Here is a 24,835-nt window from a genome sequence, read left to right as displayed (position 1 = left end):
CGCCAAGATTACGGCGTGGGGCTCAACACCGCCTCGACGGCCAGCCGGTACCGCTCGGCCGAGCGAACGGTCTCCGCGGCCGCGGCCCACCGTTCGCCGGGCTGCACCGGGCGCGGGGCGCAGAGGACGTGGCGCAGCGCCGTCATCTCGGCGAGGTGCGCGTCGAGCAGCGCGAGCAGGTCGGGGTGCACACCTCGTTTATCCCACGTTCGTGTGGGCGCGGCAGCCGGTTCGCTGCGAGAATGGTTCACATGGCCGGGAAGCTGGAAATCGAGCGCAAATACGAGCTGCCGGACGGCTTCGCCATGCCGGACCTCACCGGGGTCGGCGGCGTCGCCGCCGTCGGCGAGCCCGACGACCAGCGCCTCGACGCCGTCTACTACGACACCGCCGAGCTGCACCTGGCCCGGGGCCGGGTCACGCTGCGCCGGCGTACCGGCGGCAACGACGCCGGCTGGCACCTGAAGCGCCCGGCCGGCGGCGAGCGCAGCGAGCTGCAGGTGCCCGCCAACAAGACCCAGCGCGTCCCCCCGCGCGCCATCGCCGACCAGGTCCGGGCCCTGACCCGCGGGGAGGCCCTCGCCCCCGTCGCCCGCATCCGCACCCACCGCGTCGAACGGGCCCTGCGCGCCGCCGACGGCCGCACCCTCGCGCTGCTCGCCGACGACACGGTCAGCACCGAGTCGCTGCAGGCCGGCGGCGGCGCCCGCGAGTGGCACGAGCTGGAGGTCGAGCTCGTCGACGGCGACACCAAGGCCCTCGAACGCCTCGACGCCGCCCTGCGCAAGGCCGGGGCCCGGCCGTCGAAGAGCGCCTCGAAGCTGCAGCAGGCCCTCGGGCCCGACTACCCCCTCGCGCCGGAGGCGCCCGGCTCCGCCCTCGCCGCCTACCTCGCCGCCCAGCGCGACGCGCTCATCGAGCAGGACCCCCAGGTCCGCGACGGCGACGCCGAGGCGGTGCACAAGATGCGCGTCGCCACCCGCCGGCTGCGCTCGACGCTGCGCTCGTTCGCCCCGATGCTGACCGGCGACCTCGACGCCCTGCACGAGGAGGTCAAGTGGGTCACCGGGCTGCTCGGCGCGGTCCGCGACACCGACGTGATGGGCGAGCGGCTCGACCACCTCGTCCACGCCGAGCCGGCCGAGCTGGTCCTCGGCCCGGTCGCGGCCCGGATCACGTCGCTGCTCGCGGCCCAGGCGGCCGAGGCCCGCAAGGCGCTCACGGCCGGGCTGGACAGCCCGCGGTACACGGCACTGCTCAACGACATCGACGCGCTCGTCGCCCGCACCGGCCCCGCGCCCCGCAAGCGGCTGATGCGCCTGGCCCGCAAGGCGCAGCGCCGGGCCGACGGGCGGCTCGACGCGGCCACCTCCGACGCCGAGATGCACGAGTCCCGCAAGGCGTACAAGCGGGCCCGGTACGCGGCCGAGCTCGTCGCCCCCGTCGCCGGCAAGCCCGCCACGGCCCTGGCCGACCGCATCACCGACCTCCAGGACGCCCTCGGCACCCACCAGGACGCCATGGTCACCGGCGAGCTGCTGAAGGCCTACGGCATCACGGCGTACGGCGCCGGCGAGAACGCGTTCACCTACGGCCTGCTGCACGCCCGCATCGACGAGCAGGGCCGCCGCGCCCTCGAGGACCTCCCGCGGGTCCGGCGCCGGGCCCGCAAGGCGGCCCGGGCCCTTTACGGGTGATCGCCGGATGACAGGGGTGCGGCAGTTCGATACTGTTCGAAGTCGTGCAACTGCAGATCCACCTCGAGCCCATGGGCGACGGTCCCGCCTCCGATATCGATGAGCTGCTCAACCTCCAGCAGTGGCTGGTCGGCGAGCCCGGCATCGTGCAGTCCGAGATCGGCCTGTCGACCGGCGCCGAGGAGGGGCAGCTGTCGGGGGCGGTCGAGATCATCAGCCTCGTGCTCGGCACCGGGCTGTCGGTCGCGCAGCTGCTCCTGGCCGTCGCCCAGTGGCGCAGCACCCGCCCGGCCGCCCCGGCCATCGTCCTGACCCGCATCGACCCCGACGGCACGTCGGTGCGCATCGAGTCCGCCGACCCGGCGGCCGTCGCCGCCGCGGCCCGGGCACTCGACGGCTGAGCCGGGCGCGTAGTGGCGGAGCTGGCCGACCCGCGGGCGTCGCGGGCAGTGCTCGTGGGCGGGGCGCGATACGCGACGCTGCCCGAGGTCCCGGCGATCACCAGAAACCTCAACGGGCTCGCCGGGGTGCTGCAGGACCCCGAGCTGTGGGGCCTCGCGCCCGAGCACTGCACGGTGCTGCACGACCCCGACGACGCCCGCGAGGTCTCCCGCGAACTGCGCCGGGCCGCGGAGGAGACCGCACCCGAGGGGATGCTCGTCGTCTACTTCGCCGGGCACGGGCTCGTCGACCCCATTGACGGCAGCCTCGTCCTCGGGCTGCGGGACACCGATCCGGCGGTACCCTACGAGGCCGGGCTGCCCTTCGAGCACATCCGCCGCGCGGTCGCCGGCAGCCGCGCCCGCCGCCGCCTGGTCATCCTCGACTGCTGCTACGCCGGGCGGGCCACCGGGCACCTGGCCGCCGGGGAGTCGGGCACCCAGGCCGTCGCCGACCAGGCCGGCACTGACGACACGTGCCTGCTCGTCTCCGCGCCGCGCAACCGCACCGCCCAGGCCCCGCCCGGCGAGCCCTACACCGCGTTCACCGGCGAGCTGCTGCGGGTCCTGCGCGGCGGCCTCCCCGACCGCCCGACCCCGCTCGACGTGCGGACCGTCTGGCGCGAGGTCACGCTGCGCCTGCGCGAACGCGGCTTCGAGCTGCCCGAACTGCGCTCGGCCGGCGACGAGCTGCCCCTGGTCCACAACGCGGCCCGCCACCACCGCGACCTGGTCGGGCGGATCGTCGTGGCCACCGCCGCCGTCGAGGACCGCGACCTGCGCCAGGCCGCGGTGCTGATCCTGCGCCACGACCGGTCCAAGGGCGCCGTCGGCGTACGGATCAACCGGCCCACCGCCGACCCGCTGCCGGCCGACATCCCCCAGGGCTGGCGGCGGCTGCTGACGACGCCGGCGGTGCTCTTCGACGCCGGCCCGCTGAGCCGCTACGAGGGCTTCATCGCCCTGGCCCGGCTGCGCCCCGACGTCGAAGCGCCGCTGCGCTGGAGCCCGATCCGTGACCGGCTCGGCGTGATCGCCCTGTCCGCCGACCCCCAGCCCCTCGCACCCGTGATCGCCGGCCTGCGGCTGTTCTCCGGGTACATCGGCTGGGGACCCGACCAGCTCGAAGCCGACATCGACGGAGGTCTGCTCCTGCTCAGCGACGCCGACGTGCGCGAGGGGCTGTCCAGCCGCCCGCGCGACCTGTGGACGACCCTGCATGCCCGAGCGGCCGGCGAGTGAGGGCGGGAGAGTGACGTGGAGCTCCGTTTGATCGACGAGGTGGTGTCCGCGATCCGCCACGGCGGCACCGTCACGCTCATCCTCGGCGCCGGGATGACGATGCCCGCGGTACCGGGGCTGGGCGAGCTCGTCGAGCTGGCCGACCGCTACGCCGCCGGCCTCGGCGACGACGGCGAGCTCACCCAGTCACTGCGCCAGGCCCGCGAGGCGCTCGACCCGCACGCCCTGCCCATCGAGGTCTACCTCGCGTACCGCCGCGTCTTCACCGCCCGCCGCTCCCCCGGCGAGTTCGACGTCGTCGCCCAGCAGGCCGTCCTCGCCGGCTACCGCGCACCCGACCTGAGCCTGTCGCCCCTCGCGACGCACGGCATCTGGCAGCGCGTCGACCTGCGCCTCGGCGAGCGCGTCGAGAACAGCCTCGACTGGTGGGAGCTGCCGGCCGGCGTCCGCGCGGTCGGCCGCCTGCTCGCCGGGCGGCCCGAGGACTTCGGCAACAGCATCCTCACCACCAACTTCGACCCGCTCTTCGAGGTCGCCGTCCGCCAGACCGGCCGGCAGGCGGTGAGCGTCCCCGTCGCCCCCGACGGCCGCCCGGACCGCCGCCCCGAGGGTGAGGGCGCGGTGCAGGTCTTCCACCTCCACGGGTTCTGGCGGCCGGTCAGCGAGGAGGTCCGCTCGCCCCTGCTGCACGACCCGGCCCCCGACGCCGACGCCTACGAGCCGACCTCGCGGGCCCTGGCCGAGCTGATCACGGGCGATGTCGTGCTCGTGGTCGGCTACAGCGGCTGGGACGACGTCGTCGCCGGCGCCCTGCGCGCCGTGGCCGTGAACCGCCCGGTCCGCGTCCTGTGGGCAGTGCACGACGCGGCCCCGATCCGCCTCCCCGACCGCCTGGCCGGCCTCGTCGAGTTCTTCACCGACATCCACGGCGACGACCTGTTCACCGGCCTCGCCGACCGCCTGGAGATCCCCGCCGCCGGCCCGCGCGTCGACCCCCGCCGCCGGGTCCGCCACCTGGACTGGGAGCGGGAGCTGTTCTCCCAGCCCGGCAACACCGCCCCCGAGGGTGTACTGCCACTGCTCCGCCAGCTCGAACGGCGCTACGGATGGGGCGTGGACTGGGCCGGCGAACCCCAGCGCCCGCGACTGCTCTTCTGGCCGGTCCGCCTGCGCGCCCGGGCGTCGCTCATCAACGCCGTCCAGGCCCTGACCGCCGCCGCGCTGAGCGCCCGCGGCGTGCGCGTGGTCGTCTGCCTCGACGACTTCGGCGTCACCGACCGGGAAGCGCTCGGTGCGGAGTTCGCGGCCGACCTGACCGGCTGGATGCGCCGGGTCGACCCGTCCGCCGCCCCGCAGGTCGCCTCCCTGCAGGACTACGTGGCCACGGCGAGCGCCTCCCTCGAACGCCCCACCGACCCGTGGTCGGTGGCCCGCATCTTCTACGGCGAGCGCAACCCCTCCCTCTACAGCGTCCTGGCCGCGATCAAGGTGGTGCCGCACCTGGCCCTGCACGACCTGGAGCGCAACGCCCACGCCATCGTCCAGACGCTGCTGAGCAAGGACGCCAACCGCCTCCTCACCCCGCTGACCACCTGGTCCTACCTGCACTCGCTCCTGGGCAACGAGCCCGCGGCCGAGGTCATGGCCTACGCGGGCAGCGACGAGCGGCTGCTGTGGGAGCAGTTCCGGGAGCACTTCGGCCTCGGCGGGACGCTGCTGTTCAACCCGTACATCAAGCACCTCACGAACGAGTCCCGGATGGTCCGCTGGACGAGCCCCGAGGAGCTGCGCGCCTACCTGACCTCGACCCGCGGCCTGCCGGGCTGGGGATCGGAGGGCGGCTACGTGCACTGGCTGGTGCAGAATGCCTTCCTCCTTCCCCGGTACCTCACCGGCTCCTCCTTCCCGGAGGTCGGCGGCTTCCACCTGGACTCCTGGTCCGCCTTCGCCGCCGCGCTGGACAGCGGCCTGCCGGTCCTGGACCTCCTGGCCGCGGACGTCTCGGCGTTCTATCTCGGCGGAAAGCAGTAGGTTTCGGGTGGTTCGTCCGGCCCGGATTTGCGGCTCGCCGAGTTGGCGGCGGACAGGTAGCGTTTGTGGCATGACCGTGGGGGTCCTGTCGACGAGCGGCATCGACCGCTGCGTCGCGTTATTGGGTGAAGAGCTGACCGCGTACATCGCGGGCGCCGCCAGCGTGGGCGAGTTCCACCGCTGGCGCACCGACCGTGTCCGCTGGTCCCAGTTCGCCGTCCGCATCCAGGGCGCCGTCGAGGTGGCCGACACCTTCGCCCGCGCCAACCGCCTCGGCGCCGCCGCCGGCTGGCTCCGCGAGGTCGGCGCCGCCGGGGTAGCCGGCCGCAGCCCGGCCCGCCTGCTCCGCGAAGCGACGGGCGACACCTTCAAGCGCGTCCTGGACTCGGCCGAGCGCTTCACCAGGCGCTGAGGCGCTCCGGCGGCCCGGCGGCGGACGCGCCTGCGACCGCTGCCGGGTGGCCACGCCGTGGTCCGCCGACGGCCGCCGATGTGGCGCGAGACCGGAGCGTTTCATCAACCGGTAACCGCCCCGCCCTCAAATAGCCGCGGGTCAACGTTGTTTACTTGATGTCCGGCCACCGAAGCCGACACTCAGGTACCACCTCCACCGCGACCATCAGAGGGATCCGCCGTGGGCGACGCACATGTCCTGGACCGCCTGGACATCACACGCTTACTGGAGCGCCTGACCGCCGGCTTCCGCGCAAACCACCCGCCGGCCGGCCGGCCCTACCGCCACGTCAACGGCTTCACGAAGATCGTGGCCGCCGAGCACCCCGACGGCAGCCGCCTGACGCTGCACTACTGGCCGGCCGACCCCTCGGCCGGCGAGCACGTCTCCCGCCCGCACGACCACCGCTTCTCCTTCAGCTCCATCCTCCTGGGCGGCCACCAGCACTTCATCGAGCTGACCGAGTCCCAGGCCGCCACCTTCTCCCAGGCCACCGACTCGCCCCAGGCCACCGGCTCCCCCTGGCGCCGCTTCACCTACCAGCCCTACGCCGGCGGCCGGATAGCCTTCGTCCGCCAGACGGGCGTCGTGGCACTTGAGCCGTTCCGCACGGTGGAGCGAGCCCCGCTGCAGGGCCGCTACGAGATCACGGCGACGGTCATCCACCAGGCGGTGACCGATCGGACCCACTCCTGCGCCACCCTGGTGCTGCGCGGCCCGAGAGAAAAACGCACCTCCAACGTCTACTACCGCCCCACCGAACCCGCTCCGAGCGGCGGCCTCCAGCTCGGCCGGCGCCTGACGCACACCGAGGTAGTCCGCCAGCTCGAAGACGTACGCACCATGCTCGCGTAGAAGCCCCGCCAGTCACGAAGCGCAGTGGATCGACCACCGGAAATGAGATCAATTAGGCGGCGTGGGCTAAACTGAGCTTGGAAAACAGGGGGGCGAGGCGGCACCAGCGGCCCGGTTTCCCCGGCACCCCGACCAAATACTTTCAGCACCCAGACACCGGCCCGCCGCCCCGGCACCGGCCGCTGCCCGGGCGATCCGGCACCGGAAAGGGCCGCAGGAGTTGCTGTCACCGCGGTTCGAGGAAGCACTCGCGTACGCCGCCCGCCAACACGGCGCCCAGGTCCGCCACAACACCGGCACGCCCTACGTGTCCCACCTCCTCGCCACCTGCGCGATCGTGCTCGAAGAAGGCGGCGGCGAGACGGCCGCCATCGGCGCCCTCCTGCACGACGTACTCGAAGACCAGCCCACCGGCCGCGGAGCCCTGCGGGCCGCCTTCGGCGACGACGTGTACAAGATCGTGCACGACTGCACCGACGCCGACGCCGGGGAGCGGCCGGCGTTGACCTGGTGGGAGCGCAAACGCGCCCACCTGGGGCGGATGAGCAGCGAGGCTACCCCCGAGTCCCTGCTCGTCATCGCGGCCGACAAGGTGTGCAGCCTCCAGTCCCTTGTGGACGATCTGCACCGATTCGGGCCAGAGCTGTTCGCGCGGAGCGCGCGGAGCGCCGACGAGCTGCTGTGGAACTACCGGGAAGTGCTCAAGGTGCTGGAGCAGAAACTGGGGAAACGGCCGGTTGTGGGGCGATTGCGGCGGCTCGTGGGCGAGTTCGAAGCGGTGATCTCCGCCGACCCACCACGGTGATCACGCAGCACGACCCACCACGGTGATCACGCCGCACGATTCGCCACCGTGATCACGCGGCACGATCGGCCCGGGCGAACCCCGCGCGCAGCTCGCAGGCGGGCGTCCGTGCCGGCGATGTTCGTGATGGCGGCACGGAAAGCACGGCGGTGATGGCAGTTGATCTCATGGGGCCATGGTCCAACGGGCCGACAAAACTGCGCAAAATAGACGATCGGGCTTAAAAATCCCAAAGCTCACCGTTCACTCGGTTGCCCCGCATCGCGGCCCGGGCCGCCACCAGGTGGGTGGTTGCCGTCGATGGGTGGCGGTGACAAGATCGGCCGGTGCGCCTCGACCTCTCGCCGTTGAATGGGTTTCGTGGATCGCTCGTGACGCCCTATGAGCCGGACTATGAGGCGGTTCGGGGCCTGTTCAACACGCGCGTACGGACCCGGCCCGCGCTCATCGCCCGCTGCGCCGACACCCAGGACGTCGCGGCGGCGATTCGGTTTGCGCGGGAGCGGAAGCTGCCAATCGCCGTTCGCGGTGGCGGGCACAGCGCCAGTGGACTGTCCCTTGTGGAAGATGGGGTGGTCGTCGACGTCGGCGGGATGCGGGACATCTCAGTCGATCCGGAGGCGCGGACGGCCACCGTCGGGCCCGGCGTCGGGTGGCGGGACATCGACCGGGAGACGCTTCCGCACGGGCTGGCCGGGCCCGGTGGCGAGTGCCCCACTGTGAGTAATGCCGGGTACAGCCTCGGCGGAGGGTACGGGCCGCTGGGGCGCACGTTCGGGCTCGGGTGTGACCACATTGTGCGGCTCCAGGTCGTCGACGCCGCCGGGCGGACGCTCGAGGTCAGTGCCGATGAGCATCCGGACCTGTTTTGGGCGCTGCGCGGGGCCGGCGGTGCCGGGTTCGGGGTGGTCACCCAGCTCACCTACCGGCTCAACCCCATGCCGGAAACCGTCATCGGCGGGATCGTCGCCTGGCCGCTCGACCGGGCCGCGGAGGTCTTCGCCGCCTACCGGGACCTCTACGCCGACCGGGTGGACGAGCGGCTGGCCCTCTGCCTGGTGCTCACCACCGAACCCTATCCGGAGGGCGAGCCCGTCATCGCCATGTACGGCGCGTACATCGGGCCGGTCGACGAGGCCGCGGAGCACTTCGCGCCCGTCCTGGCCATCGCGGACCCGCTGTTCAGCACGATCGGTGAGACGCGGTACCTCGACGTGATGACGGTGCTCGGTGAGGAGATCGTCTACGGGCTGCAGTCGAAGTGGCTCGGCGGGTACTTCAGCGCTGACGGGTTCGACGAGGGCGCTTTCGCGGTGCTGGCCGAGGGGTTCCGGCGGGCGCCGTCCGGGTTCTCGATGGTGCGCTTCGACCTGCTCGCGGGCGGGGCCGTTGCACGGGTGCCCACGGACGCCACCGCGTTCGTGCATCGCGACTCGCTCCACTACGTGTCCATCATCGCGCAGTGGGGCGGCGACGAGGAGACCGACGCGAACGTCGCCTGGATCGGCGGGTTCCACGAGGCGCTGCGGCCGTACCTGACCGGCGAGGTGTACCAGAACTACGCCGACCGCGACCTCGCCGACTGGCCCGCGGCCTACTACGGCGACAACTACCCGCGGCTGCAGCAGGTCAAGGCCCAGTACGACCCGCAGGACGTCTTCCATCACCCCCAGTCGATCCGGCTGCCCTGACCGAGGCCCGGCGCCACCGGCGGTGCCGTCCACAGTGGACGTCCAGCCCGACAGTTAACTGAAAAAGCCAAGATTGACAGGCTCGCCGCCACAGGACGATCCTCAAGAGCGAATCGGCCCGGCAGCCGGGCGCGCACGGTCACAAACCAGGCGCGGTTCGGACCGGCCGCCGGGCCGAATTATCCGTCTCGCGAGGACGAGTCCCCGAAAATCCGGCTACAGCAGGCTCAGCGCCGTCAGCGTGATGCGGGAGATGACCGCCGCCTGCCCCTCGGCCTTGGCGTCGGTGGAGTTCACCGAGTACAGGACCCGCGACGCAGCGTCGGCCGTCCCCGCGATGGCCGCGCTGTAGCCGTACCGGGCCCCGGACTTGCCCCAGATCTCGCGCCCGTCCGGCAGGATCACCAGCCGGGTGAGGCCCGCGCTGTACGTGGCCCGGGCGCCCGTCTGGAAGTCGAGGACGTCGGCCGGTGGCAGCGTGAACAGCTCCCGCTGCTGCGCCGGTGGCAGCAGCCGCCCGCGGTACAGGGCCTGCATGAACACGTCCAGGTCACCGAGCGACGAGATCATGTCGCCGGCGGCCGGGGTGACCGACTGGTTCCACAGCGTCACGTCGACGAGTTCGGTGCCGACGGCCTGGTATCCGTGGGCGTGCGGCCCGTGGATCGCCGGGTCGTTGCCCGGCACTGACGTGGCGCGCAGCCCGAGCGGGCGCAGGATCCGGCGGTCGATCTCGTCGGCATAGGAGTGCCCGGTGATGCGGCGGATCAGGACCCCGGCGACGATGTACCCCATGTTCGTGTAGTGCTGCGCGGAGCCGGGCGCGAACTCACGCTCGCCCGCCAGGGCCATCCGCACCAGCTGCTCCGGCGAGTACCTGTCGAAGCGGTGCGCGATCTGCCACTCGATGTCGTCGGGCTGGCCCGGGGCCGGCAGCCCGGTGCGGTGGTCGAGCAGGTGCCGGACGGTCACGGCGGCGTAGGGGGCGGTCAGGAACCCCGGCAGGTACCGGCTCAGCGGCGCGTCGAGGTGCAGCCGGCCCTCGGCGGCGAGCTGCAGGACGACCGTGGCGGTGAACGCCTTGGTGACGCTGCCGATGCGGAACCGGGCGCCGGCCGGCACCGGCGCCTGGGTGGTGATGTCGGCGTATCCGCAGCGGCCCTCCCACGACTGGCCCGGGCGGGCGAGGCGGACCTGGGCGGCGGTGGCGGAGCCGTCGGGCAGGCCGCTGATCGCCTGCTCCATCGGGGCGTACCAGGGCGGGTCGGCGGCGAATGCGAACCCGGGCCGACCGGCGGCGAGGGCGGCTCCGCCGAGAGCGGCCGCGGCGAGCAGTGCGCGGCGAGGCATGGCTGTCATGCCCCGAGCCTCCCAGCAAGATCGACCGAGATGCATCGGGGACGATCCCCTAAGGAGCTCCTGATCGAAAAGGGTCTTTACGAGGGTACCGAAAATTTGCCCGTTTGGACCCTAATGACGACGTAGACGCAAAGTCAAAGCCAGCAAAAGGCAAGGTGAAGTCACGGTGAAGCAAATGATGCCGACCTATTTGTATATGTCCTTTTGTCGCCGAACCGCAGCGATTTCGGCGCGGTTGACACGCCCACGAGCTGCGACAATGCTGTTTACATCCAGCAAAGAATGTCGCGAACTGGAGGTGACCACCATGCCGAGCATCATCAGCCGCAAGATTATTTCTCGCGTCATCTCGAACTGATCCTTGGCGGGCGGTCCGGCAATCCCGGGCCGCCCGCGCCGCTTTTTCCGCAACGCATGGAGGCAGCGCGTGGAGACGTACCCCGTGACGGTCGGGCAGCTGTCCGTCTGGCGTGAACTCATGGAGATCCCGCCGGAACGGCGGTGGGAGGCCAACATTCAGTGGCTCTGGGATCTTCCCGAGGGCACCACGGAGCCGGCGGTCCGGGCGGCGCTCGTCGGGCTGGCCCGGCGGCACGGTTCGCTGCGCACCCGGTACGTCGACAACGGGGCCGCGCTGCCGCGGCAATGGCTGATCGAGGACGACGACGAGCTCGAGGCCACGGTGCACGAGCAGGTGTGCCAGGGCGTGGCCCCGATCGCCGAGCAGGCCGAGGCCGAGCTGCGCGAGCAGCGCGCGGTCATCGACGTGACGACCCACCTGCCGTTCCGGGCGCTGCTGCTGACCGACGGCGACCGGCCCGTCCGGCTCATCGTGATCGCGCACCACCTGACCGCCGACGGGGTCGCGGCCATGATCGTGCGCGAGGACTTCATGCGGCTGCTCGCCGGCGAGCGGCTGCCACCCGCGCCGGGCCCGCGGGAACTGGCGCTGGAGCAGCAGGGTGCGGGCGACGGACGGCTGCGCAGCGCCGAGCGGCACTGGCGGCGGACCCTCGCGGCCGCACCCCGCGCGGCCGCACCGGCCTCCGGGGCCGCGCCGCAGCGCATCGGCGCGCGGGTGCGCACCGGGATCCCGATGCCGATGGCCCACGCCGCGACGGCCACGACCGGGGCGAGCCTGTCCAGCATCCTGCTCGCCGTCTACCACCGGGCGATCTGTGAGCTCACCGGGGAGCCGCGGCACCTGATGTTCTCGCTGTCCAACAACCGCTACGGCGACCTGCAGGCCGACATGGTGACGAGCCTCGTGCAGTGGGCGCCGCTGATCATGGAGGCGGAGCTGTCCCGGCCCGGCGCGCCGCTGGCCGAGGTCGTGGAGAAGGTGCACTGGAAGCACTTCAGCGCGCTCAAGCACGCGGCCTGCTCGCCCGACGCCATCGCGGCCGCCCACGCCGAGCAGCCCGACGCCGACGCGGGCTACCACTACAACCCGATGCTGGCCCCGCCCGGCTTCCCGTCCGACGACGTGCCGATGCCGACCGCTGTGGAGTACTACGAGCCGGCCCGGGCCAGCGGCCCGAACTTCTACATCATCGTCCGTGGTCTCACCTCGCTGGACCTCGATGTCCGGGTGAACCGCCCGGGCTGGGACGCCCCCCGCGTCGCGGCCTTCGTCGATCGCGTGACCCATGAGCTGAACACGTTCGCCCGCACGGCGAACGTCCCGTCGGTGTAGAGCGGACGCTCGGGCCGCCCCGTCCGGGACGGCCCGCGCACCGAAACCTCAGTCGCGCAGCGAGCGGCCCGTCTTGGTGAGGAACACGTCGTCGAGCGTCGGGCGGTGCAGCTCGATCGTCGTCAGCGCCACCCCCGCCCCGTCGAGCGTCCGCATGATCTGCGGGATCGCGGTGTCGCCGGACTCGACGGTCAGGCGCAGCTCGCCGTCGTCGCGCAGGTCGACCTCCCGCGCGAACTCCTGGCCCTTGAGCACCTCGGCGGCCTTCTCGGCCAGGTCGTCCGCGACGCCGACGGTCACCACGTCGCCGGAGATCTCGCGCTTGAGCGCGTCCGGCGTGCCCTCGGCGACGATCTCGCCGTGGTCGATGATGGAGATGCGGTCGCACAGGGCGTCGGCCTCGTCCAGGTAGTGCGTGGTGATGAACACCGTCATGCCCTCGGCGCGCAGCCGGCGGACCTCGTCCCACATGTGTGCCCGGCTCTGCGGGTCCAGGCCGGTGGTCGGCTCGTCGAGGAACAGGACCTGCGGGCGGTGGATGATCCCGAGCGCGATGTCGAGGCGGCGGCGCTGCCCACCGGAGTAGGTCTTGCACTTGCGGTCGGCGAACTCGGTCAGCTCGAACGACTCGATGACCTCGGCGGCCCGCGCGGCGGCCTCGGAGCGGCCCATCCCGTACATCCGGGCCTGCAGGATCAGCTCCTCCCGCGCGCTGACGTCGTCGGAGGTGCTGCCGCCCTGCGCGACGAACCCGATGGCCCGGCGGACGTTGCCCGCCTCGGTGCGCAGGTTCGCCCCGGCGATGGTGGCCTCGCCGTCGTCCATCGGGATGAGCGTGGCCAGCATCCGCAGGGTCGTGGTCTTGCCGGCGCCGTTCGGGCCGAGGAACCCGAAGATCTCGCCCTCGGCCACGTCCAGGTCGATGCCCTTGACCGCCTCGACCTCGGTGGTCTGCCGCTTGGCCCGGGTCTTGTAGGACTTCTTGAGCCCCTTGGTCTTGATCATTGCAGTGTCCTCCAGTCCTACTTGACCGAGCGCGCGAAGAGGCTGGCCGACCATGCCACCGCGGCGACGACGATCGCGCCGCAGAACACGAGCGAGCCCAGGACGTGGTTGCCGGGGCTGCCGGTGTACAGCTCCCGCATGCCGGTGACGGCCCAGTAGAACGGGTTGTAGTTGGCGATCGTGCGCAGCCACAGCGGCGCCAGCGCGAGGGGCAGCAGCGTGCCGGAGAGCAGCATCAGCGGCATCGCCAGGTTGTTGATGACCTGTCCGAGCACGTTCGGGTTGCTCACCTTGATGGCGATGCCGTAGGAGATGGCCGCGGCGGCCAGGCTGATCAGGGCCAGGATGGCGTAGCCGAGCAGGATGTTGCCGATGTTCAGGATCAGCCCGAACGGCAGCGACAGCAGCGTGATGAGGATCGATTGCACCAGCACCGTGACCACGTCGCGCAGCGCCCGGCCGAGCAGCAGCGCGACCCGGCTGACGGTGGTGACCCGGGCCCGCTCGATGGAGCCGTTGGCGAGGTCCCCGAGCAGGCCGAAGCCGACGTACAGGCCGCCGCCGATGGCCAGCGCCACCAGCATGCCGGGCACGTACACGCGGTAGGCGTCGAGCATCGTGGCCGAGCCGAGCGCCGGCTTCAGCAGCGGGGCGAACAGGACCAGGAACACCACCGGCTGGGCGATGCCGAGGAAGACCCACAGGGGAGAGCGGACCATGAGCAGGATGTGACGCTGGAAGATGAGCCAGGTGTCGCGCAGTACTTTCACGGGATCGCCTCAATCGTGGTGGTGTGTCGCGAGAATCGTGGCCGCCGCCTCGGCGCCACCGGCGGCCAGCAGCCGGTCGCCCTCGGCGCGGGCCGCCGCCGCCCAGGCCGGGTCGTCGAGCAGGTGCAGCAGCCGGGCCCGCAGGTCGTCGGGGCGGACGTGGTCGAAGGAGACCCGCACTCCCGCGCCGGCGGACTGCACCGCCGCGGCGTTGAGTGCCTGATCGCCCTTGATCGGCGCGATGACCAGCGGGACGCCGTGGACGAGCGCCTCCGAGACGGTGTTGAGCCCACCGTGGGAGACCACCGCGTCCAGGTGCGGCAGCAGGTCGAGAACCGGCACCCGGTGGCGCACGAGCACGTGGTCGGCGACCGAGTCGAGCGTGCGGTCCGGCGCCACGACGATCGCCTGGAGCCGGTCGCCGAGCGGCTGCAGCGCCTCGTCGACCCGGCGGTAGAAGTCCTTGGCGATGTCCATCGACAGCGTGCCCATGGTGACGAGCACGTGCCGGCGCCCCGGGTCGAGCCAGTCCATCGGAAACTCGGGTCCGGACTCGCGGGCGGCCAGTGACGGCCCGACGAGGTCCACTGTGGACTCCGACGGCGCCGGGAAGTGGGCCGGGTCGCCGGCCAGGGCACCCGCGGTGAACGCGATCGTGCCGTACGGCGAGAAGCGCAGGTCGTGCGGCGGCGAGCCGGGCTGCCCGGCGGCGGTCCACGCCTCCGCCATCCGGCCGTGGATCCACGACTCGACCCCGGGCAGGCCGCGACGGAACGGCCGGGTCAGCTCCATGGTGGTCGGTGCGGCGGAGACCCAGCGCAGCCCGCGCGCGTTGGCGACGATGGCGCCCGCGACCGCGTGCTGGTCCACCACGAGCACGTCCGGCCGGAACGTCTCCACCGCCGCCTCGACGCCCTTCCGGGTCACCTTCGCGTGCGGAACGATGTAGCCGGCCCAGCGGGTGCGGGTCGCGTCGAGGCCGCGCTCGGCCTGGCCGCGGTGCGCCCGCAGCGGGATCGGGTGGATGTCCGCCCCGGCACCCAGCAGCGGGCGCAGGAACGACTCCGAGCCGGCCCACTGCACCGCATGGCCGCGCCGGATCAGCGCGGCCGCCACCGCCGCCATCGGGTTGACGTGCCCGGTGAGCGGCAGTGACAAGAACAGGAAGCGGCTCATCCGGTACCGCGAGTGCTGTCCACATAGGACGCGACGTCGGTGAGGGTCAGCGCCAGCAGCGACTCGAACGACAGCCCGGCCACATAGCCGGCCAGGTCCACGGTGGACCCGTAGACGGCGGCCAGCCGCTCGCCGAGCGCGGCCACCTCCAGGCTGTCGAGGAACAGGTCGCCGTCGAGCCGCGTCGCGGGTCCGAGCCCGGCCAGCCAGGCCGCGTCCTCCCCGGTGACCTCGCGCAGCAGCTCGGCGACGGCCTGCTGCGTCGGCGTCGACATCGTCAGCTCCCGGCCGGCTCGACGGGTGAGTCGGTTGCGGCGTCGGCCGGCGGCTTGACCGCGCGCACAGCGCCGTAGGTCATGGCCCCGGTGCTGAAGCCCTTGAGCATCAGCGGCCCGGCGTAGAAGAAGCCGAGCACGTCGACGCCGCGGTCGCGGGCCAGGTCGCGCATCATGGCGCGGCCGTTGTCCAGCTCCTTCACCTGGGCGAACGTCGGCTCCCAGGAGTTGGCCACGTTCGCGCTCCAGTCCACAGACGACACCTCGGTGAAGCCGGCCGCCGCGGCGAGGCGCTCGTGCTCCTCCAGCGACGAGAAGCTCGGCATCACCTGGTGGCGCAGGATCTGGTCGACGACGCGGTGCTCCTGCGGGCTCAGCTCGCCGTCGCGGACCGACCAGGTGGCGATCGCGAGGACCCCGCCCGGGCGCAGCAGCCGCATGGCCTCGGCGAAGAACGCCGTGCGGTCGGCGATGTGCATGAGGCTCTCCACGGCCCACAGCGCGTCGAACGACGCGTCGGGGAAGCCGTTGGCGAGCGCGTCGCGCTGGTGGAAGTGCGCCCGTTCGCCCAGCCCGGCGGCGGCCGCCTTCTCGTTGGCCCGGGCGGCCTGGGCGGCACTGAGGGTCACGCCCTCGACCGTGCAGCCGTGCGGGCCGGCCAGGTACAGCGCCGGGCCGCCGATGCCGCAGCCGACGTCGAGCACGCGGGAGCCGGCCGGGATGCGGGCGTACGCCACGAGCTCGCGCACCAGGCGGTCGGTGGCGGCGTGACGCTCGTCATCGCTGCCGGGGCGCTCCCCCGCGTCCCAGAACCCGTGGTGGACGTGCTCGCCCCACAGGTCCTCGTACAGGTCGAGCGTGGTGTCGTAATAGCGCTCGACCGCGGCGTTGAGCCCCGGGCCGGCGGGCGCGGATGGATATGCGGAACCGGTATCGGCTTTCACAGTCGCGATTCTCCGAATTACTGTACCGGGAAAGAGAGCCCGAAAACCGAAGTCGGCGCGAGCTTGGCCATTGTATGAAGGTGACGATGGCGCTTGTCAATGACACGTGGAGTGCCACTGTAAGTTCCACAATCGGCGAGTACCCGCACCGCACGGATACCTGCTCAAGCCGTATATCCGCACCGGCATGAACGCGCGTTGTCGTCCACAATTGTTGGTGAAACAACTCGGCTCGACCCGAACCGGGCGGGCATGGGAGCGAATGTCCGATTGTGCGGGGAATGCATGTGGCCGCCACCCGTCCTGACCAGTGCCGTTGCCGAAATGCCGATCGTAACGATCCAAACGAGTTTTCTGTGGAGGTCGCGTGACAGAACGGACATCCCGTCACATGGTCAGGCTACGCACTCTTGTAAAACGTCTTCAATTGCGTAAGGTCTATCCCTGTCGAGGTGCCCGAAATTCTTTCGCATACCCGGGTACTTGCGTTCCGGCAACGTTGACGGACCCATGGCGCCAGCGTGCCCTCGACTCTTCGCAGTGTGTTCATCACGGGGGTGTCCACGCTGATCAGGCGGCCGATGACGGCCGGCCCGCTCAGCCATACGACCCTGCGCAGGGTGTGCCCGCGCGGCCCCGGCGCACCGCGTCGCCCTACGGCGAATGGTGGTGCCTCCGGCCGCCGATACACCGTGCCGGAGCAGCGTTCAGGAAAGTGGGGTGTCACGGTGACCGCACCGGCCCTCGACCCGAGCTGGGTCGATGACGTGCTGCTGGCCGGCGGACCCGGGCGCGACGCCCCGGCCCTGGTCTTCGCCGCCCCGGTCACCCGTGCGCAGCTGCGCCGCCTCGTCGAGCAGCGCCAGGCCGTCCTGGCCGCGGCCGGCATCGGGCGCGGCGGCCCCGGCGACTCCGTGGCGATCTGCCTGGCCCCGTCGCTCGCGTTCGTCGTGAACCTCCTGGCCTGCTGGCGCCTCGGCGCCCGGGCCGCGCTGCTCGACCACCGGCTCACCCCGTTCGAGATCGACGCCGCCCTGCAGCGGCTGGCCCCGCAGGCGGTCGTGTCGGCCAAGCACGCCACCGGCGGCCCGCTGCGCGGATTCCAGGACGTCGAGGAGCGCGTCGCCACCTACCCCGGGCGCCGGGCCGACTCGGCGCACGCCCTGGTCCAGCTCAGCTCCGGCTCCACCGGACCGTCGAAGGTCATCGCGCGCACCGCGGCCAACCTGGTCGAGGAGCTCGAGCGCTACGCCGCGATCGGGGCCGGGGTACCGCAGCCGGGCGAGCGCATCGTCTGCCTCGCCTCGATGGTGCACGTCCTCGGGCTGGTCGGCGGCCTCCTCTACGGCCTGCACGCGGGCGCCCAGGTGATCGTTCCGGCCCGGATGACCGCGGACGGCATCCTGGCCGCCGTCGCCGCCGGACCCGAGCCCACCACCCTGCTGGGCGTGCCGTTCCACATCGAGCTGCTGTCGTCCGGGCCCAAGCCGCCCCCGCTGCCGCAGCTGACCGGCATGACCACCGGCGGTGAGCTGGTCCGCGCGGCCGTGCACGAGACCTTCACCGACCGCTTCGGCGTCCGCCTCGGCAACATGTACGGGATGACCGAGGTCGGCGTCATCGCCACCGACCTCTTCGGCGAGCACCGCCCGGCCCTCACCCCCGCGCCCGGCCTGCGGGTCCGCGAAGAGGGCGGCGAGCTGCTGGTGTCGCTGGCCGAGTCGCCGTACCTGGGTCTGTCGGACCCGACCCGCTGGGCGGACGGCTGGCTGCACACCCGCGACGCCGGGACCGTTGAGCCCGGCACCGGCCGGCTGCGCATCCAGGGCCGCAACGACTCCCAGGTCTCCGTCGGCGGGCTGAAGGTGGACCTCACCGAGGTCGAGCACACCCTCGCCGCCCTGCCCGGCGTCACCTCGGCCGTCGTCACGTACGACCGCGCCATCGAGGCGTACGTGATGCTGCGCGACGACACCACGGCCGAGCAGGTGCAGGCCGAGCTGGCCACCCGGCTGGCCGCGTTCAAGCGCCCCCGCGTGCTGAAGGTCGTCGAGCAGCTGCCCCGCACGGCCACCGGCAAGCTCGTCCGCGACCGCGCCCTGCTGGTTGCGGCGTCAGTGAAGGAAGGAAACCCCGAAGTATGAGCGACGAGACGTACGGCGAGATCAAGCAGTTCTTAATGGACTCGCTGACCGAGATGAACTACAGCACCGACGACATCGACGATGACACCGCGCTCGGCCCGGCCGGCGCCGACCTCGAGTCGCTGTCCCTCGCGGAGCTCGCGGTCCGGGTCGAGGACCGTTTCGGGGTGCGCTTCGACGACGACGAGGCCGAGAAGCTCGCGGGCATGACGGTCGGCGAGTTCATCGGCGCCGTCTCCGAGCGCCGGGCCGCCGCGGCGACCGCGGGCAGCTGACGTGACGCACGCAGCACCGAGCCGGGACGAGATCCTCGCGATGCTGGCCACCTACGGTGACCGGCGGCCGCAGGACGTGGCCGAGGGGATCGACTCCCTGGAGCTGGCCTGGCTGATCCATCAGCTCGAGCAGCACTACGGCACCGCGCTGGACCTCTCCGACGAGGACCTCGCCCGCATGTCCACCGTCGACGGTGCCGTCGCGGTCCTGTCCGAGTTACCGGTCGAGACCGGCACCCGGTGAGCTGATGACCAGGGTAGGCAAGACGGACGTGCTGATCACCGGCCTGGCCGTGCTCAGCGCGTTCGGCCGGGGCCCGGGCGCGCTCGCCGCCGGCCTGGACGCCGGCCGACCGGCGTTCGCGCCCGTCACCCGGTTCGACGTGAGCGGCCGCCGGGTCGGCGTCGCCGCGACGCTGCCCGGCTCGCCGGACCTCGACGACGAGCTGTGGTGGCTCGTCGACGAGGCGTGCGACGAGGCCAAGCTCGGCACCGCCGACCGGGCCGGGTCGCCGCTGTTCCTCGCGGTCCACGGCGATCCCCGGCTGGCCCGCGCGAGCGCCGCGGACCGGCCCCGCCACGGCGGCTCGGCATTCGCGGCCGACCTCGCCGAGCACACCGGGCTCTCCCGGCTCCACACCCCGCGCGCCTACACCTCGGCCTGCGTCGCCGCCAGCACGGCGATCGCCGACGCGGCCGGGGCCATCGCCCGCGGGGAGGCCGGCCGGATCGTCGTCGCCGGGGGGTACCTCGTCGAGCCCGACCAGTTCGCCCTGTTCGACGCCGGCCGGGCCCTGGCCGCCGACGGGCAGGTCCGCCCGTTCAGCGCACACCGCCGCGGCCTGCTGCTGGGCGACGGCGCCGGTGCGGTAGTCCTCGAGTCCACGGCCGCGGCCGCCGAACGCGGGGTCGAGCCGCTCGCCCGGCTGGCCGGCTGGGGCCGCGCCGGCGACGCCCACCACCCCTGCCAGCCCCACCCCGAGGGCCGCGGCCTGGCCCGCGCCGTCGCCGACGCCCTGCGCCGGGGTGGCATCGGCCCGGCCGACGTCGGCTACGTCAACGCCCACGGCTCCGGCACCGCCCAGAGCGACGCCGCCGAGACCCTGGCGCTGCGGACCGCCTTCGGCGAGCACGCGGCGACCGTCCCGGTCTCGTCGACCAAGGCGCTGCACGGCCAGGCCCTCGAAGCCTCCGGCATCCTCGAGCTCGCGGTCGCCCTGCACGCCTTGCGCGGCGGCCGGCTACCCGTGAACGCCGGCTACCTGGAGCCCGACCCCGCCTGCGCGCTCGACCTGGTCCTGGGCGAGCGCCGGCCGGCGTTCCCGCAGTACGTGCTCAGCCTCAACGCCGCCTTCGGCGGCTCCAACACCGCACTGCTCCTGGGCGCAGTGTCATGAGCGAGTTAGCGACGCTGGCCCGGGCCGAGTGGTCCGCGGACACCGAGCCGCCGAAGCTGGCCGGGTTCGTGCACTCGGACTTCAACCCGCTCGTCGCCGCCGTCGCCGCCCGCTGCCTCGAGCAGGCGCCCACCCCGGACGCCGAGACCGCGCTGGTGCTCGTGAGCGACCTCGGCGACGTCGACAGCGCCGCCCACGTCGCGAAGGCCGTCGACACGGGCGGCCGGGTCGGGCCGCTGTTCTTCTTCCAGTCGGTGCCCAACGCGGTCCTCGGCCACATCGCCGCCAAGTGGGGGCTGCACGGCCCGGTCAGCTGCGTCTGCGACGCCGCCACCGGGCTCGGCACCGCCCGCGGCCTCCTCGCCGACGGCGACGCCCGCCGGGTGCTGCTCATCGACCTCAACGCCGAGCCGGCCACCGCAACCCTTTACACAGAACGAGGAAATTCATGAGCGGGTTTGCGGCAGTTACCGGTATCGGGCTCGTGACGTCCGTGGGCAGTACCGCCGCCCAGGTCTTCGAGGCGATGTGCGAAGGGCGTTCGGGGCTGTCCAGCCCGCCCGCCGGGCATCCCCTCGAGGGGAGCCTGGAGGTCGCCTCGTTCGGGCCGGCCATCGACCCGCTGTCGGTGCTGCCCGGGCCGGACGCCCGGCTCGTCGACAGGTACATCGTGATGGCCCTGGCCGCCGCCGAGGCCGCCCTCGCCGACGCCGGAGTCGTGGCCGGTCGCGACGTCGACCCCTACCGGGTGGCCGTCATCATCTCCGGCACCGGCGGCATGGCCACGCTCGACGCGCAGGCGGTGCAGCGGGAGCGGCGCGGCCGGGCCGGGGTCAGCCCGTACCTGCTGCCGGGGATGCTGCCGAACATGGGCGCGGCCCGGGTCGCGATGAAGTACGGCCTCAGGGGCTTCAGCTCCACCGTCGGCACCGCGTGCGCGGCCGGCGCCCAGTCCATCGGCGAGGGGCTGCGGCTGCTGCGGGCCGACGAGGCCGACGTCGTGGTCTGCGGTTGCAGCGAGGCCCCGCTGTTCCCGACGATGGCCGACACGTTCGGCAACGCCCGGGCGCTGGCCCGCGGCTGGAGCGACCCGACCCAGGCGAGCCGCCCGTTCGACAGGCGCCGCAACGGCCTGGTGCTCGGCGAGGGCGCCGGGGTCGTCATCCTGGAGCGGCCCGAGCACGCCGACGCCCGCCGGGCCGCCCGCTACGCCGACCTGCTCGGGTGGGGCGCGACGAACGACGCGCACCACCCCACGACGCCGCGCCCCGACGGCACCGCCGCCGCCGAGTGCATGCGGCGCGCGGTCGCGAACGCCGGGCTCGCCCCCGCCGACATCGGGTACGTCAACGCGCACGGCACCTCGACGAAGCTCGGCGACGTCGCCGAGTCCCTCGCGATCCGCGCCGTGTTCGGCCCGGACACCCCGCCGGTCAGCTCCACCAAGGGCGTCACCGGGCACATGCTCGGCGCCTCGGGGGTGGCCGAGGTGGCGGTGACGGTGGAGGCCCTGCGCCGCGGTGTGCTGCCGCCGACGCACAATCTCGACGACCCCGATCCGGCCTGCGACCTGGACCACCTGCGCACACCCCGCACCGCGCCGGTGACCCACGCGCTGTCCAACTCCTTCGGCTTCGGCGGGCACAACGTCAGTCTCGTCTTCGGACCGCCGAGCTCCGAGTGGATCAAGGCCGGCTGACCCGCCCGAAACAGAACCCGAAAGGGACGGCACATGGACATCACTGACACCGACCACATCGAGCTGTATGTGGGCGACGCGCGGATGGCCGCGGATCAGCTCTGCGCGCAGTACGGCTTCCGCGTCTACGGGCAGGGCGGCCCGGAAACCGGCCTGGCCGGCCAGCGCAGCGTGCTGCTCGGGCAGCGCGACGTGCGGGTCCTGCTCACCTCCGGGCTCTCCGGCGGCCACCGGGCCAGCCGGTACGTGGCCCAGCACGGCGACGGCGTCGCGGTCGTCGCGTTCGGCTGCACCGACGCCGCGGCGGCCTTCGCCGAGGCGGTCGCGGCCGGCGCGACGCCCGTGTCGCCCCCGCAGACCGTCACCTACGGCCACTCCACCGTCGTCTTCGCCGAGGTCTCCGGCTTCGGCGACGTGACACACCGGCTCATCCAGCGCGACCGGACGGACCCGAGCTTCCTGCCCGGGCTGATCGCGATGCCGGGCGACGTGTCACAGCTCGAGGCGGGCGGCGGCCTGCTGCACCAGATCGACCACGCGGCCGTGTGCCTGCCGGCGGGCGAGCTCGACGCGACAGTCGCCTACTACGAGCGCGTCTTCGGCTTCACGATGATCTTCCAGGAGTACATCGAGGTCGGCGAGCAGGGCATGCAGTCAAAGGTCGTGCAGAGCCCGTCCGGCGGGGTCACGTTCACGCTGATCCAGCCGGACATCAGCCGCCGGGCCGGCCAGATCGACGACTTCCTGGCCTGGCACGAGGGCGCCGGCGTGCAGCACATCGCCTTCAGCACCCACGACATCGTGGCCGCGGTGCGCACGCTCGGCGAGCGCGGCGTCGAGTTCGCGCAGACCCCGGGCAGCTACTACGACATGCTCGCCGGCCGCCTCGGCGAGACCGACGTGCCGATCGACGACCTGCGCCCGCTGGGCATCCTCGTCGACCGCGACCACTGGGGCCAGATGTACCAGATCTTCGCGAAGTCGACGCACATCCGGCGGACGTACTTCAACGAGCTCATCGACCGCCACGGCGCGCGGACGTTCGGCACCAGCAACATCCCGGCGCTGTACGCGGCGAAGGAGCGCGAGCTGGCCGCCGTCCGCGACATCACCCACTCCGAAGGGACAGTCCTGTGACCACCTCGATCACGCCCGGTTTCGTGCTGTCGGACGAGGAGCTCGAGCTCCTGCCGACCGGCGAGGAGGTCGCGGAGTACGAGCGCACCGGCTACTACCTGACCCGCAAGCTGTTCACCGACGCCGAGGTGGACGAGCTCGTCGCGGCCAGCGAGCGGTTCTACGCCGGTGAGCGCTCGCGGGAGCTGCCGGCCCGCCCGGCGCGGCTGGCGTACTGGAAGCCCGAGGACGGGCCGGTCCAGCGTCACCACGACTACATCCACTACGAGAGCGACGACATCGCCCGCATCCTGCGCAAGCCGATCGTCGGCGCGGTCGCGGCCCGCCTCGCGCGGGCCGAGGAGATCCGGGTGTTCCAGTCGACGCTCATCTACAAGCCGCCGATCGCCGGCGAGCCCTCCAACGTCGTGCCGTGGCACTTCGACCGGCACTACTGGCAGTCGTGCACGTCCGACGACATGCTCACCGCGTTCATCCCGTTCCACGACTGCGGCGTCGACATGGGCACCATCACCATGGTCGAGGGCAGCCACCGCTGGTCGGAGATCGGCGCCGACGACTCGACGACACGGCACTTCGCCGACCGCGACAACGACGACCTCGAGGCGATGCTCACCCGCAACGCCGCGCACAACGGCGTCGAGGTCCGCAAGGTCCCCATGGTCATCCCCAAGGGACACATGAGCTTCCACCACTGCCGGACCTACCACGGCAGCGGACCCAACGTGAGCGCCCGCCCCCGCCGGGCGATCTCATTCCACCTCCAGCCGGGCGCGAACGAGTACCGCGCCTACCGCCTGTCCACCGGTGACGTGGTGCAGTACAACCACGACGTCCTCGTGCGCCGCACTCCCGACGGCCGGCCGGACTACGCGGACCCGGAGTTCTGCCCCGTGCTGTGGCGGAACGCCCAACCCTGAAGGAGTCCACATGTCCCGCTATGACTGGGGTCAGCGGCACCCGGGCATCGACCGGCTCGAAGAGCTGATCGCCGAGGCGCGCACCGAGGTCGTCACCCACCCGATCTACGCCCGGCTGCAGGACCTGCCGGCCGTGCGTACGTTCCTGGAGCACCACGTGTTCGCGGTGTGGGACTTCATGTCGCTGCTGAAGTCGCTGCAGCGCAACCTCACCTGCGTCACCGTCCCGTGGGTGCCGACCGGCCCGACCGGCAGCCGCCGCCTCATCAACGACATCGTGCTGGTCGAGGAGTCCGACGAGCTGCGCGGTGGGTTCATCAGCCACTTCGAGCTGTACCTCGAGGGCATGACCGAGGCCGGCGCCGGGCGCGGCGTCGTCGACCGGTTCATCGAGCTGCTCCGCGCGGGCACCCCGGTGCCGGCGGCGATGGCCGAGGCCGGGGTGCCGGCACCGGCCGCCGAGTTCGTCGCGCTCACCTGGCACATCATCGACACCGCGCCGGTGCACTGCCAGGCGGCCGCGTTCGCGTTCGGCCGCGAGGACCTGATCCCGGACATGTTCCAGCAGGTCGTCAAGGTCAACGAGCAGGTCGGGCAGCTCGACACGTTCGTCGACTACCTGGCCCGGCACATCGAGGTCGACGGCGAGCAGCACACGCCGATGGCCATGCAGATGGTCACCGATCTGTGCGGCGACGACGAGAACAAGTGGAACGAGTGCGCCGACACGATCAACCTGGCCCTCAACGCCCGGGTGAAGCTGTGGAGCGGCATCCTCGCCGAGATCGAGGCGCACGCGGGCGCCGAAGCCGTTGCGGTCTGA

General features: G+C 72.3%; 26 protein-coding genes. 19 read left to right on the top strand and 7 right to left on the bottom strand.

Annotation, left to right across the window (positions count from 1 at the left end; all coding sequences use genetic code 11):
- Nucleotides 1–8: 8 nt before the first annotated feature.
- Nucleotides 9–191, bottom strand: coding sequence for a hypothetical protein (locus Dvina_RS13885; RefSeq protein WP_223102892.1), 183 nt, complete (start codon nucleotides 189–191; stop codon nucleotides 9–11).
- A gap of 60 nt (nucleotides 192–251) precedes the next feature.
- Here Dvina_RS13885 and Dvina_RS13880 point away from each other — a divergent pair, with 60 nt between their 5' ends.
- From Dvina_RS13880 to Dvina_RS13845, 8 genes are all read left to right on the top strand, one after another.
- Nucleotides 252–1,697, top strand: coding sequence for a CYTH and CHAD domain-containing protein (locus Dvina_RS13880; protein ID WP_223102891.1), 1,446 nt, complete (start codon nucleotides 252–254; stop codon nucleotides 1,695–1,697).
- Nucleotides 1,698–1,741: 44 nt separating this feature from the next.
- Nucleotides 1,742–2,098 carry an effector-associated constant component EACC1 gene (locus Dvina_RS13875; RefSeq protein WP_223102890.1) on the top strand — a complete coding sequence of 119 codons (357 nt, stop codon included), beginning with the start codon at nucleotides 1,742–1,744 and terminating at the stop codon, nucleotides 2,096–2,098.
- A gap of 54 nt (nucleotides 2,099–2,152) precedes the next feature.
- Nucleotides 2,153–3,379 carry a YqgE/AlgH family protein gene (locus tag Dvina_RS13870; protein ID WP_223102889.1) on the top strand — a complete coding sequence of 409 codons (1,227 nt, stop codon included), beginning with the start codon at nucleotides 2,153–2,155 and terminating at the stop codon, nucleotides 3,377–3,379.
- 15 nt (nucleotides 3,380–3,394) lie between these two features.
- Entirely contained in the window at nucleotides 3,395–5,410 is a 2,016-nt protein-coding gene (locus Dvina_RS13865) for an SIR2 family protein (protein WP_223102888.1), read from the top strand.
- A 70-nt stretch (nucleotides 5,411–5,480) separates the two neighbouring features.
- Entirely contained in the window at nucleotides 5,481–5,822 is a 342-nt protein-coding gene (locus Dvina_RS13860) for a hypothetical protein (RefSeq protein WP_223102887.1), read from the top strand.
- Between the two features lie 222 nt (nucleotides 5,823–6,044).
- A complete protein-coding gene (locus tag Dvina_RS13855) occupies nucleotides 6,045–6,719 on the top strand; it encodes a hypothetical protein (RefSeq protein ID WP_223102886.1) in 675 nt (224 codons plus the stop codon).
- Nucleotides 6,720–6,939: 220 nt separating this feature from the next.
- The gene (locus tag Dvina_RS13850; RefSeq protein ID WP_223102885.1) at nucleotides 6,940–7,524 is read left to right on the top strand and encodes an HD domain-containing protein; all 585 of its coding nucleotides are present in this window, start codon (nucleotides 6,940–6,942) and stop codon (nucleotides 7,522–7,524) included.
- A gap of 371 nt (nucleotides 7,525–7,895) precedes the next feature.
- Entirely contained in the window at nucleotides 7,896–9,215 is a 1,320-nt protein-coding gene (locus Dvina_RS13845) for an FAD-binding oxidoreductase (protein ID WP_223102884.1), read from the top strand.
- Nucleotides 9,216–9,431: 216 nt separating this feature from the next.
- Here Dvina_RS13845 and Dvina_RS13840 read toward each other — a convergent pair whose 3' ends face one another.
- Nucleotides 9,432–10,574 carry a serine hydrolase domain-containing protein gene (locus Dvina_RS13840; protein ID WP_223102883.1) on the bottom strand — a complete coding sequence of 381 codons (1,143 nt, stop codon included), beginning with the start codon at nucleotides 10,572–10,574 and terminating at the stop codon, nucleotides 9,432–9,434.
- A 166-nt stretch (nucleotides 10,575–10,740) separates the two neighbouring features.
- Between Dvina_RS13840 and Dvina_RS13835 the strand changes: the two genes are divergently transcribed.
- A complete protein-coding gene (locus tag Dvina_RS13835) occupies nucleotides 10,741–10,932 on the top strand; it encodes a hypothetical protein (RefSeq protein WP_223102882.1) in 192 nt (63 codons plus the stop codon).
- A 69-nt stretch (nucleotides 10,933–11,001) separates the two neighbouring features.
- Nucleotides 11,002–12,270, top strand: a complete 1,269-nt coding sequence (locus Dvina_RS13830) for a condensation domain-containing protein (protein WP_223102881.1) — start codon at nucleotides 11,002–11,004, stop codon at nucleotides 12,268–12,270.
- A 48-nt stretch (nucleotides 12,271–12,318) separates the two neighbouring features.
- On the opposite strand, the gene Dvina_RS13825 is transcribed toward Dvina_RS13830, so the two are convergent.
- The 5 genes from Dvina_RS13825 to Dvina_RS13805 are packed head-to-tail and all read right to left on the bottom strand — an operon-like array spanning nucleotide 12,319 to nucleotide 16,440.
- Complete coding sequence (locus tag Dvina_RS13825) at nucleotides 12,319–13,275, bottom strand: ATP-binding cassette domain-containing protein (protein WP_223102880.1); 957 nt, start codon at nucleotides 13,273–13,275, stop codon at nucleotides 12,319–12,321.
- Nucleotides 13,276–13,292: 17 nt separating this feature from the next.
- Nucleotides 13,293–14,045, bottom strand: coding sequence for an ABC transporter permease (locus tag Dvina_RS13820; protein WP_223102879.1), 753 nt, complete (start codon nucleotides 14,043–14,045; stop codon nucleotides 13,293–13,295).
- Between the two features lie 9 nt (nucleotides 14,046–14,054).
- Nucleotides 14,055–15,221, bottom strand: a complete 1,167-nt coding sequence (locus Dvina_RS13815) for a glycosyltransferase (RefSeq protein ID WP_223102878.1) — start codon at nucleotides 15,219–15,221, stop codon at nucleotides 14,055–14,057.
- Nucleotides 15,218–15,496 carry a hypothetical protein gene (locus Dvina_RS13810; protein WP_223102877.1) on the bottom strand — a complete coding sequence of 93 codons (279 nt, stop codon included), beginning with the start codon at nucleotides 15,494–15,496 and terminating at the stop codon, nucleotides 15,218–15,220. Before Dvina_RS13810 ends, Dvina_RS13815 begins: the two co-directional genes overlap by 4 nt.
- A gap of 2 nt (nucleotides 15,497–15,498) precedes the next feature.
- The gene (locus Dvina_RS13805; RefSeq protein WP_223102876.1) at nucleotides 15,499–16,440 is read right to left on the bottom strand and encodes a methyltransferase domain-containing protein; all 942 of its coding nucleotides are present in this window, start codon (nucleotides 16,438–16,440) and stop codon (nucleotides 15,499–15,501) included.
- A gap of 728 nt (nucleotides 16,441–17,168) precedes the next feature.
- Between Dvina_RS13805 and Dvina_RS13800 the strand changes: the two genes are divergently transcribed.
- The 9 genes from Dvina_RS13800 to Dvina_RS13760 are packed head-to-tail and all read left to right on the top strand — an operon-like array spanning nucleotide 17,169 to nucleotide 24,835.
- Nucleotides 17,169–18,584 carry a class I adenylate-forming enzyme family protein gene (locus Dvina_RS13800; protein WP_380030212.1) on the top strand — a complete coding sequence of 472 codons (1,416 nt, stop codon included), beginning with the start codon at nucleotides 17,169–17,171 and terminating at the stop codon, nucleotides 18,582–18,584.
- On the top strand, nucleotides 18,581–18,859 hold the full coding sequence (locus Dvina_RS13795; RefSeq protein WP_223102875.1) for an acyl carrier protein: 279 nt from the start codon (nucleotides 18,581–18,583) through the stop codon (nucleotides 18,857–18,859). The genes Dvina_RS13800 and Dvina_RS13795 overlap by 4 nt, the downstream gene beginning before the upstream one ends.
- Before the next feature lie 40 nt (nucleotides 18,860–18,899).
- The gene (locus Dvina_RS13790) at nucleotides 18,900–19,103 is read left to right on the top strand and encodes a phosphopantetheine-binding protein (RefSeq protein WP_223105515.1); all 204 of its coding nucleotides are present in this window, start codon (nucleotides 18,900–18,902) and stop codon (nucleotides 19,101–19,103) included.
- A 4-nt stretch (nucleotides 19,104–19,107) separates the two neighbouring features.
- Nucleotides 19,108–20,256: a beta-ketoacyl-[acyl-carrier-protein] synthase family protein gene (locus Dvina_RS13785; protein WP_223102874.1), complete on the top strand. Its 1,149-nt coding sequence runs from the start codon at nucleotides 19,108–19,110 to the stop codon at nucleotides 20,254–20,256.
- Nucleotides 20,253–20,708, top strand: a complete 456-nt coding sequence (locus tag Dvina_RS13780; RefSeq protein WP_223102873.1) for a beta-ketoacyl synthase chain length factor — start codon at nucleotides 20,253–20,255, stop codon at nucleotides 20,706–20,708. The genes Dvina_RS13785 and Dvina_RS13780 overlap by 4 nt, the downstream gene beginning before the upstream one ends.
- Nucleotides 20,705–21,955: a beta-ketoacyl-[acyl-carrier-protein] synthase family protein gene (locus tag Dvina_RS13775; RefSeq protein WP_223102872.1), complete on the top strand. Its 1,251-nt coding sequence runs from the start codon at nucleotides 20,705–20,707 to the stop codon at nucleotides 21,953–21,955. The genes Dvina_RS13780 and Dvina_RS13775 overlap by 4 nt, the downstream gene beginning before the upstream one ends.
- Nucleotides 21,956–21,988: 33 nt before the next feature.
- On the top strand, nucleotides 21,989–23,092 hold the full coding sequence (gene hppD, locus Dvina_RS13770; RefSeq protein WP_223102871.1) for a 4-hydroxyphenylpyruvate dioxygenase: 1,104 nt from the start codon (nucleotides 21,989–21,991) through the stop codon (nucleotides 23,090–23,092).
- A complete protein-coding gene (locus Dvina_RS13765; protein WP_246656201.1) occupies nucleotides 23,089–24,012 on the top strand; it encodes a phytanoyl-CoA dioxygenase family protein in 924 nt (307 codons plus the stop codon). Before hppD ends, Dvina_RS13765 begins: the two co-directional genes overlap by 4 nt.
- A gap of 10 nt (nucleotides 24,013–24,022) precedes the next feature.
- On the top strand, nucleotides 24,023–24,835 hold the full coding sequence (locus Dvina_RS13760; protein WP_223102870.1) for a DUF3050 domain-containing protein: 813 nt from the start codon (nucleotides 24,023–24,025) through the stop codon (nucleotides 24,833–24,835).

Source organism: Dactylosporangium vinaceum, from assembly GCF_019904175.1.
GTDB classification, from domain to species: domain Bacteria; phylum Actinomycetota; class Actinomycetes; order Mycobacteriales; family Micromonosporaceae; genus Dactylosporangium; species Dactylosporangium vinaceum.
The sequence above is the reverse complement of the archived record's forward strand: the minus strand, read 5'-3'. Positions and strand labels throughout refer to the sequence as shown.

Coding starts and splice junctions, on each gene's coding strand:
- Dvina_RS13880 (WP_223102891.1), top strand. CDS start 252: ATGGCCGGGAAGCTGGAAATCGAGCGCAAATACGAGCTGCCGGACGGC.
- Dvina_RS13860 (WP_223102887.1), top strand. CDS start 5,481: ATGACCGTGGGGGTCCTGTCGACGAGCGGCATCGACCGCTGCGTCGCG.
- Dvina_RS13840 (WP_223102883.1), bottom strand. CDS start 10,574: ATGACAGCCATGCCTCGCCGCGCACTGCTCGCCGCGGCCGCTCTCGGC.
- Dvina_RS13825 (WP_223102880.1), bottom strand. CDS start 13,275: ATGATCAAGACCAAGGGGCTCAAGAAGTCCTACAAGACCCGGGCCAAG.
- Dvina_RS13815 (WP_223102878.1), bottom strand. CDS start 15,221: ATGAGCCGCTTCCTGTTCTTGTCACTGCCGCTCACCGGGCACGTCAAC.
- Dvina_RS13810 (WP_223102877.1), bottom strand. CDS start 15,496: ATGTCGACGCCGACGCAGCAGGCCGTCGCCGAGCTGCTGCGCGAGGTC.
- Dvina_RS13795 (WP_223102875.1), top strand. CDS start 18,581: ATGAGCGACGAGACGTACGGCGAGATCAAGCAGTTCTTAATGGACTCG.
- Dvina_RS13790 (WP_223105515.1), top strand. CDS start 18,900: ATGCTGGCCACCTACGGTGACCGGCGGCCGCAGGACGTGGCCGAGGGG.
- Dvina_RS13785 (WP_223102874.1), top strand. CDS start 19,108: ATGACCAGGGTAGGCAAGACGGACGTGCTGATCACCGGCCTGGCCGTG.
- Dvina_RS13780 (WP_223102873.1), top strand. CDS start 20,253: ATGAGCGAGTTAGCGACGCTGGCCCGGGCCGAGTGGTCCGCGGACACC.
- Dvina_RS13775 (WP_223102872.1), top strand. CDS start 20,705: ATGAGCGGGTTTGCGGCAGTTACCGGTATCGGGCTCGTGACGTCCGTG.
- hppD (WP_223102871.1), top strand. CDS start 21,989: ATGGACATCACTGACACCGACCACATCGAGCTGTATGTGGGCGACGCG.
- Dvina_RS13760 (WP_223102870.1), top strand. CDS start 24,023: ATGTCCCGCTATGACTGGGGTCAGCGGCACCCGGGCATCGACCGGCTC.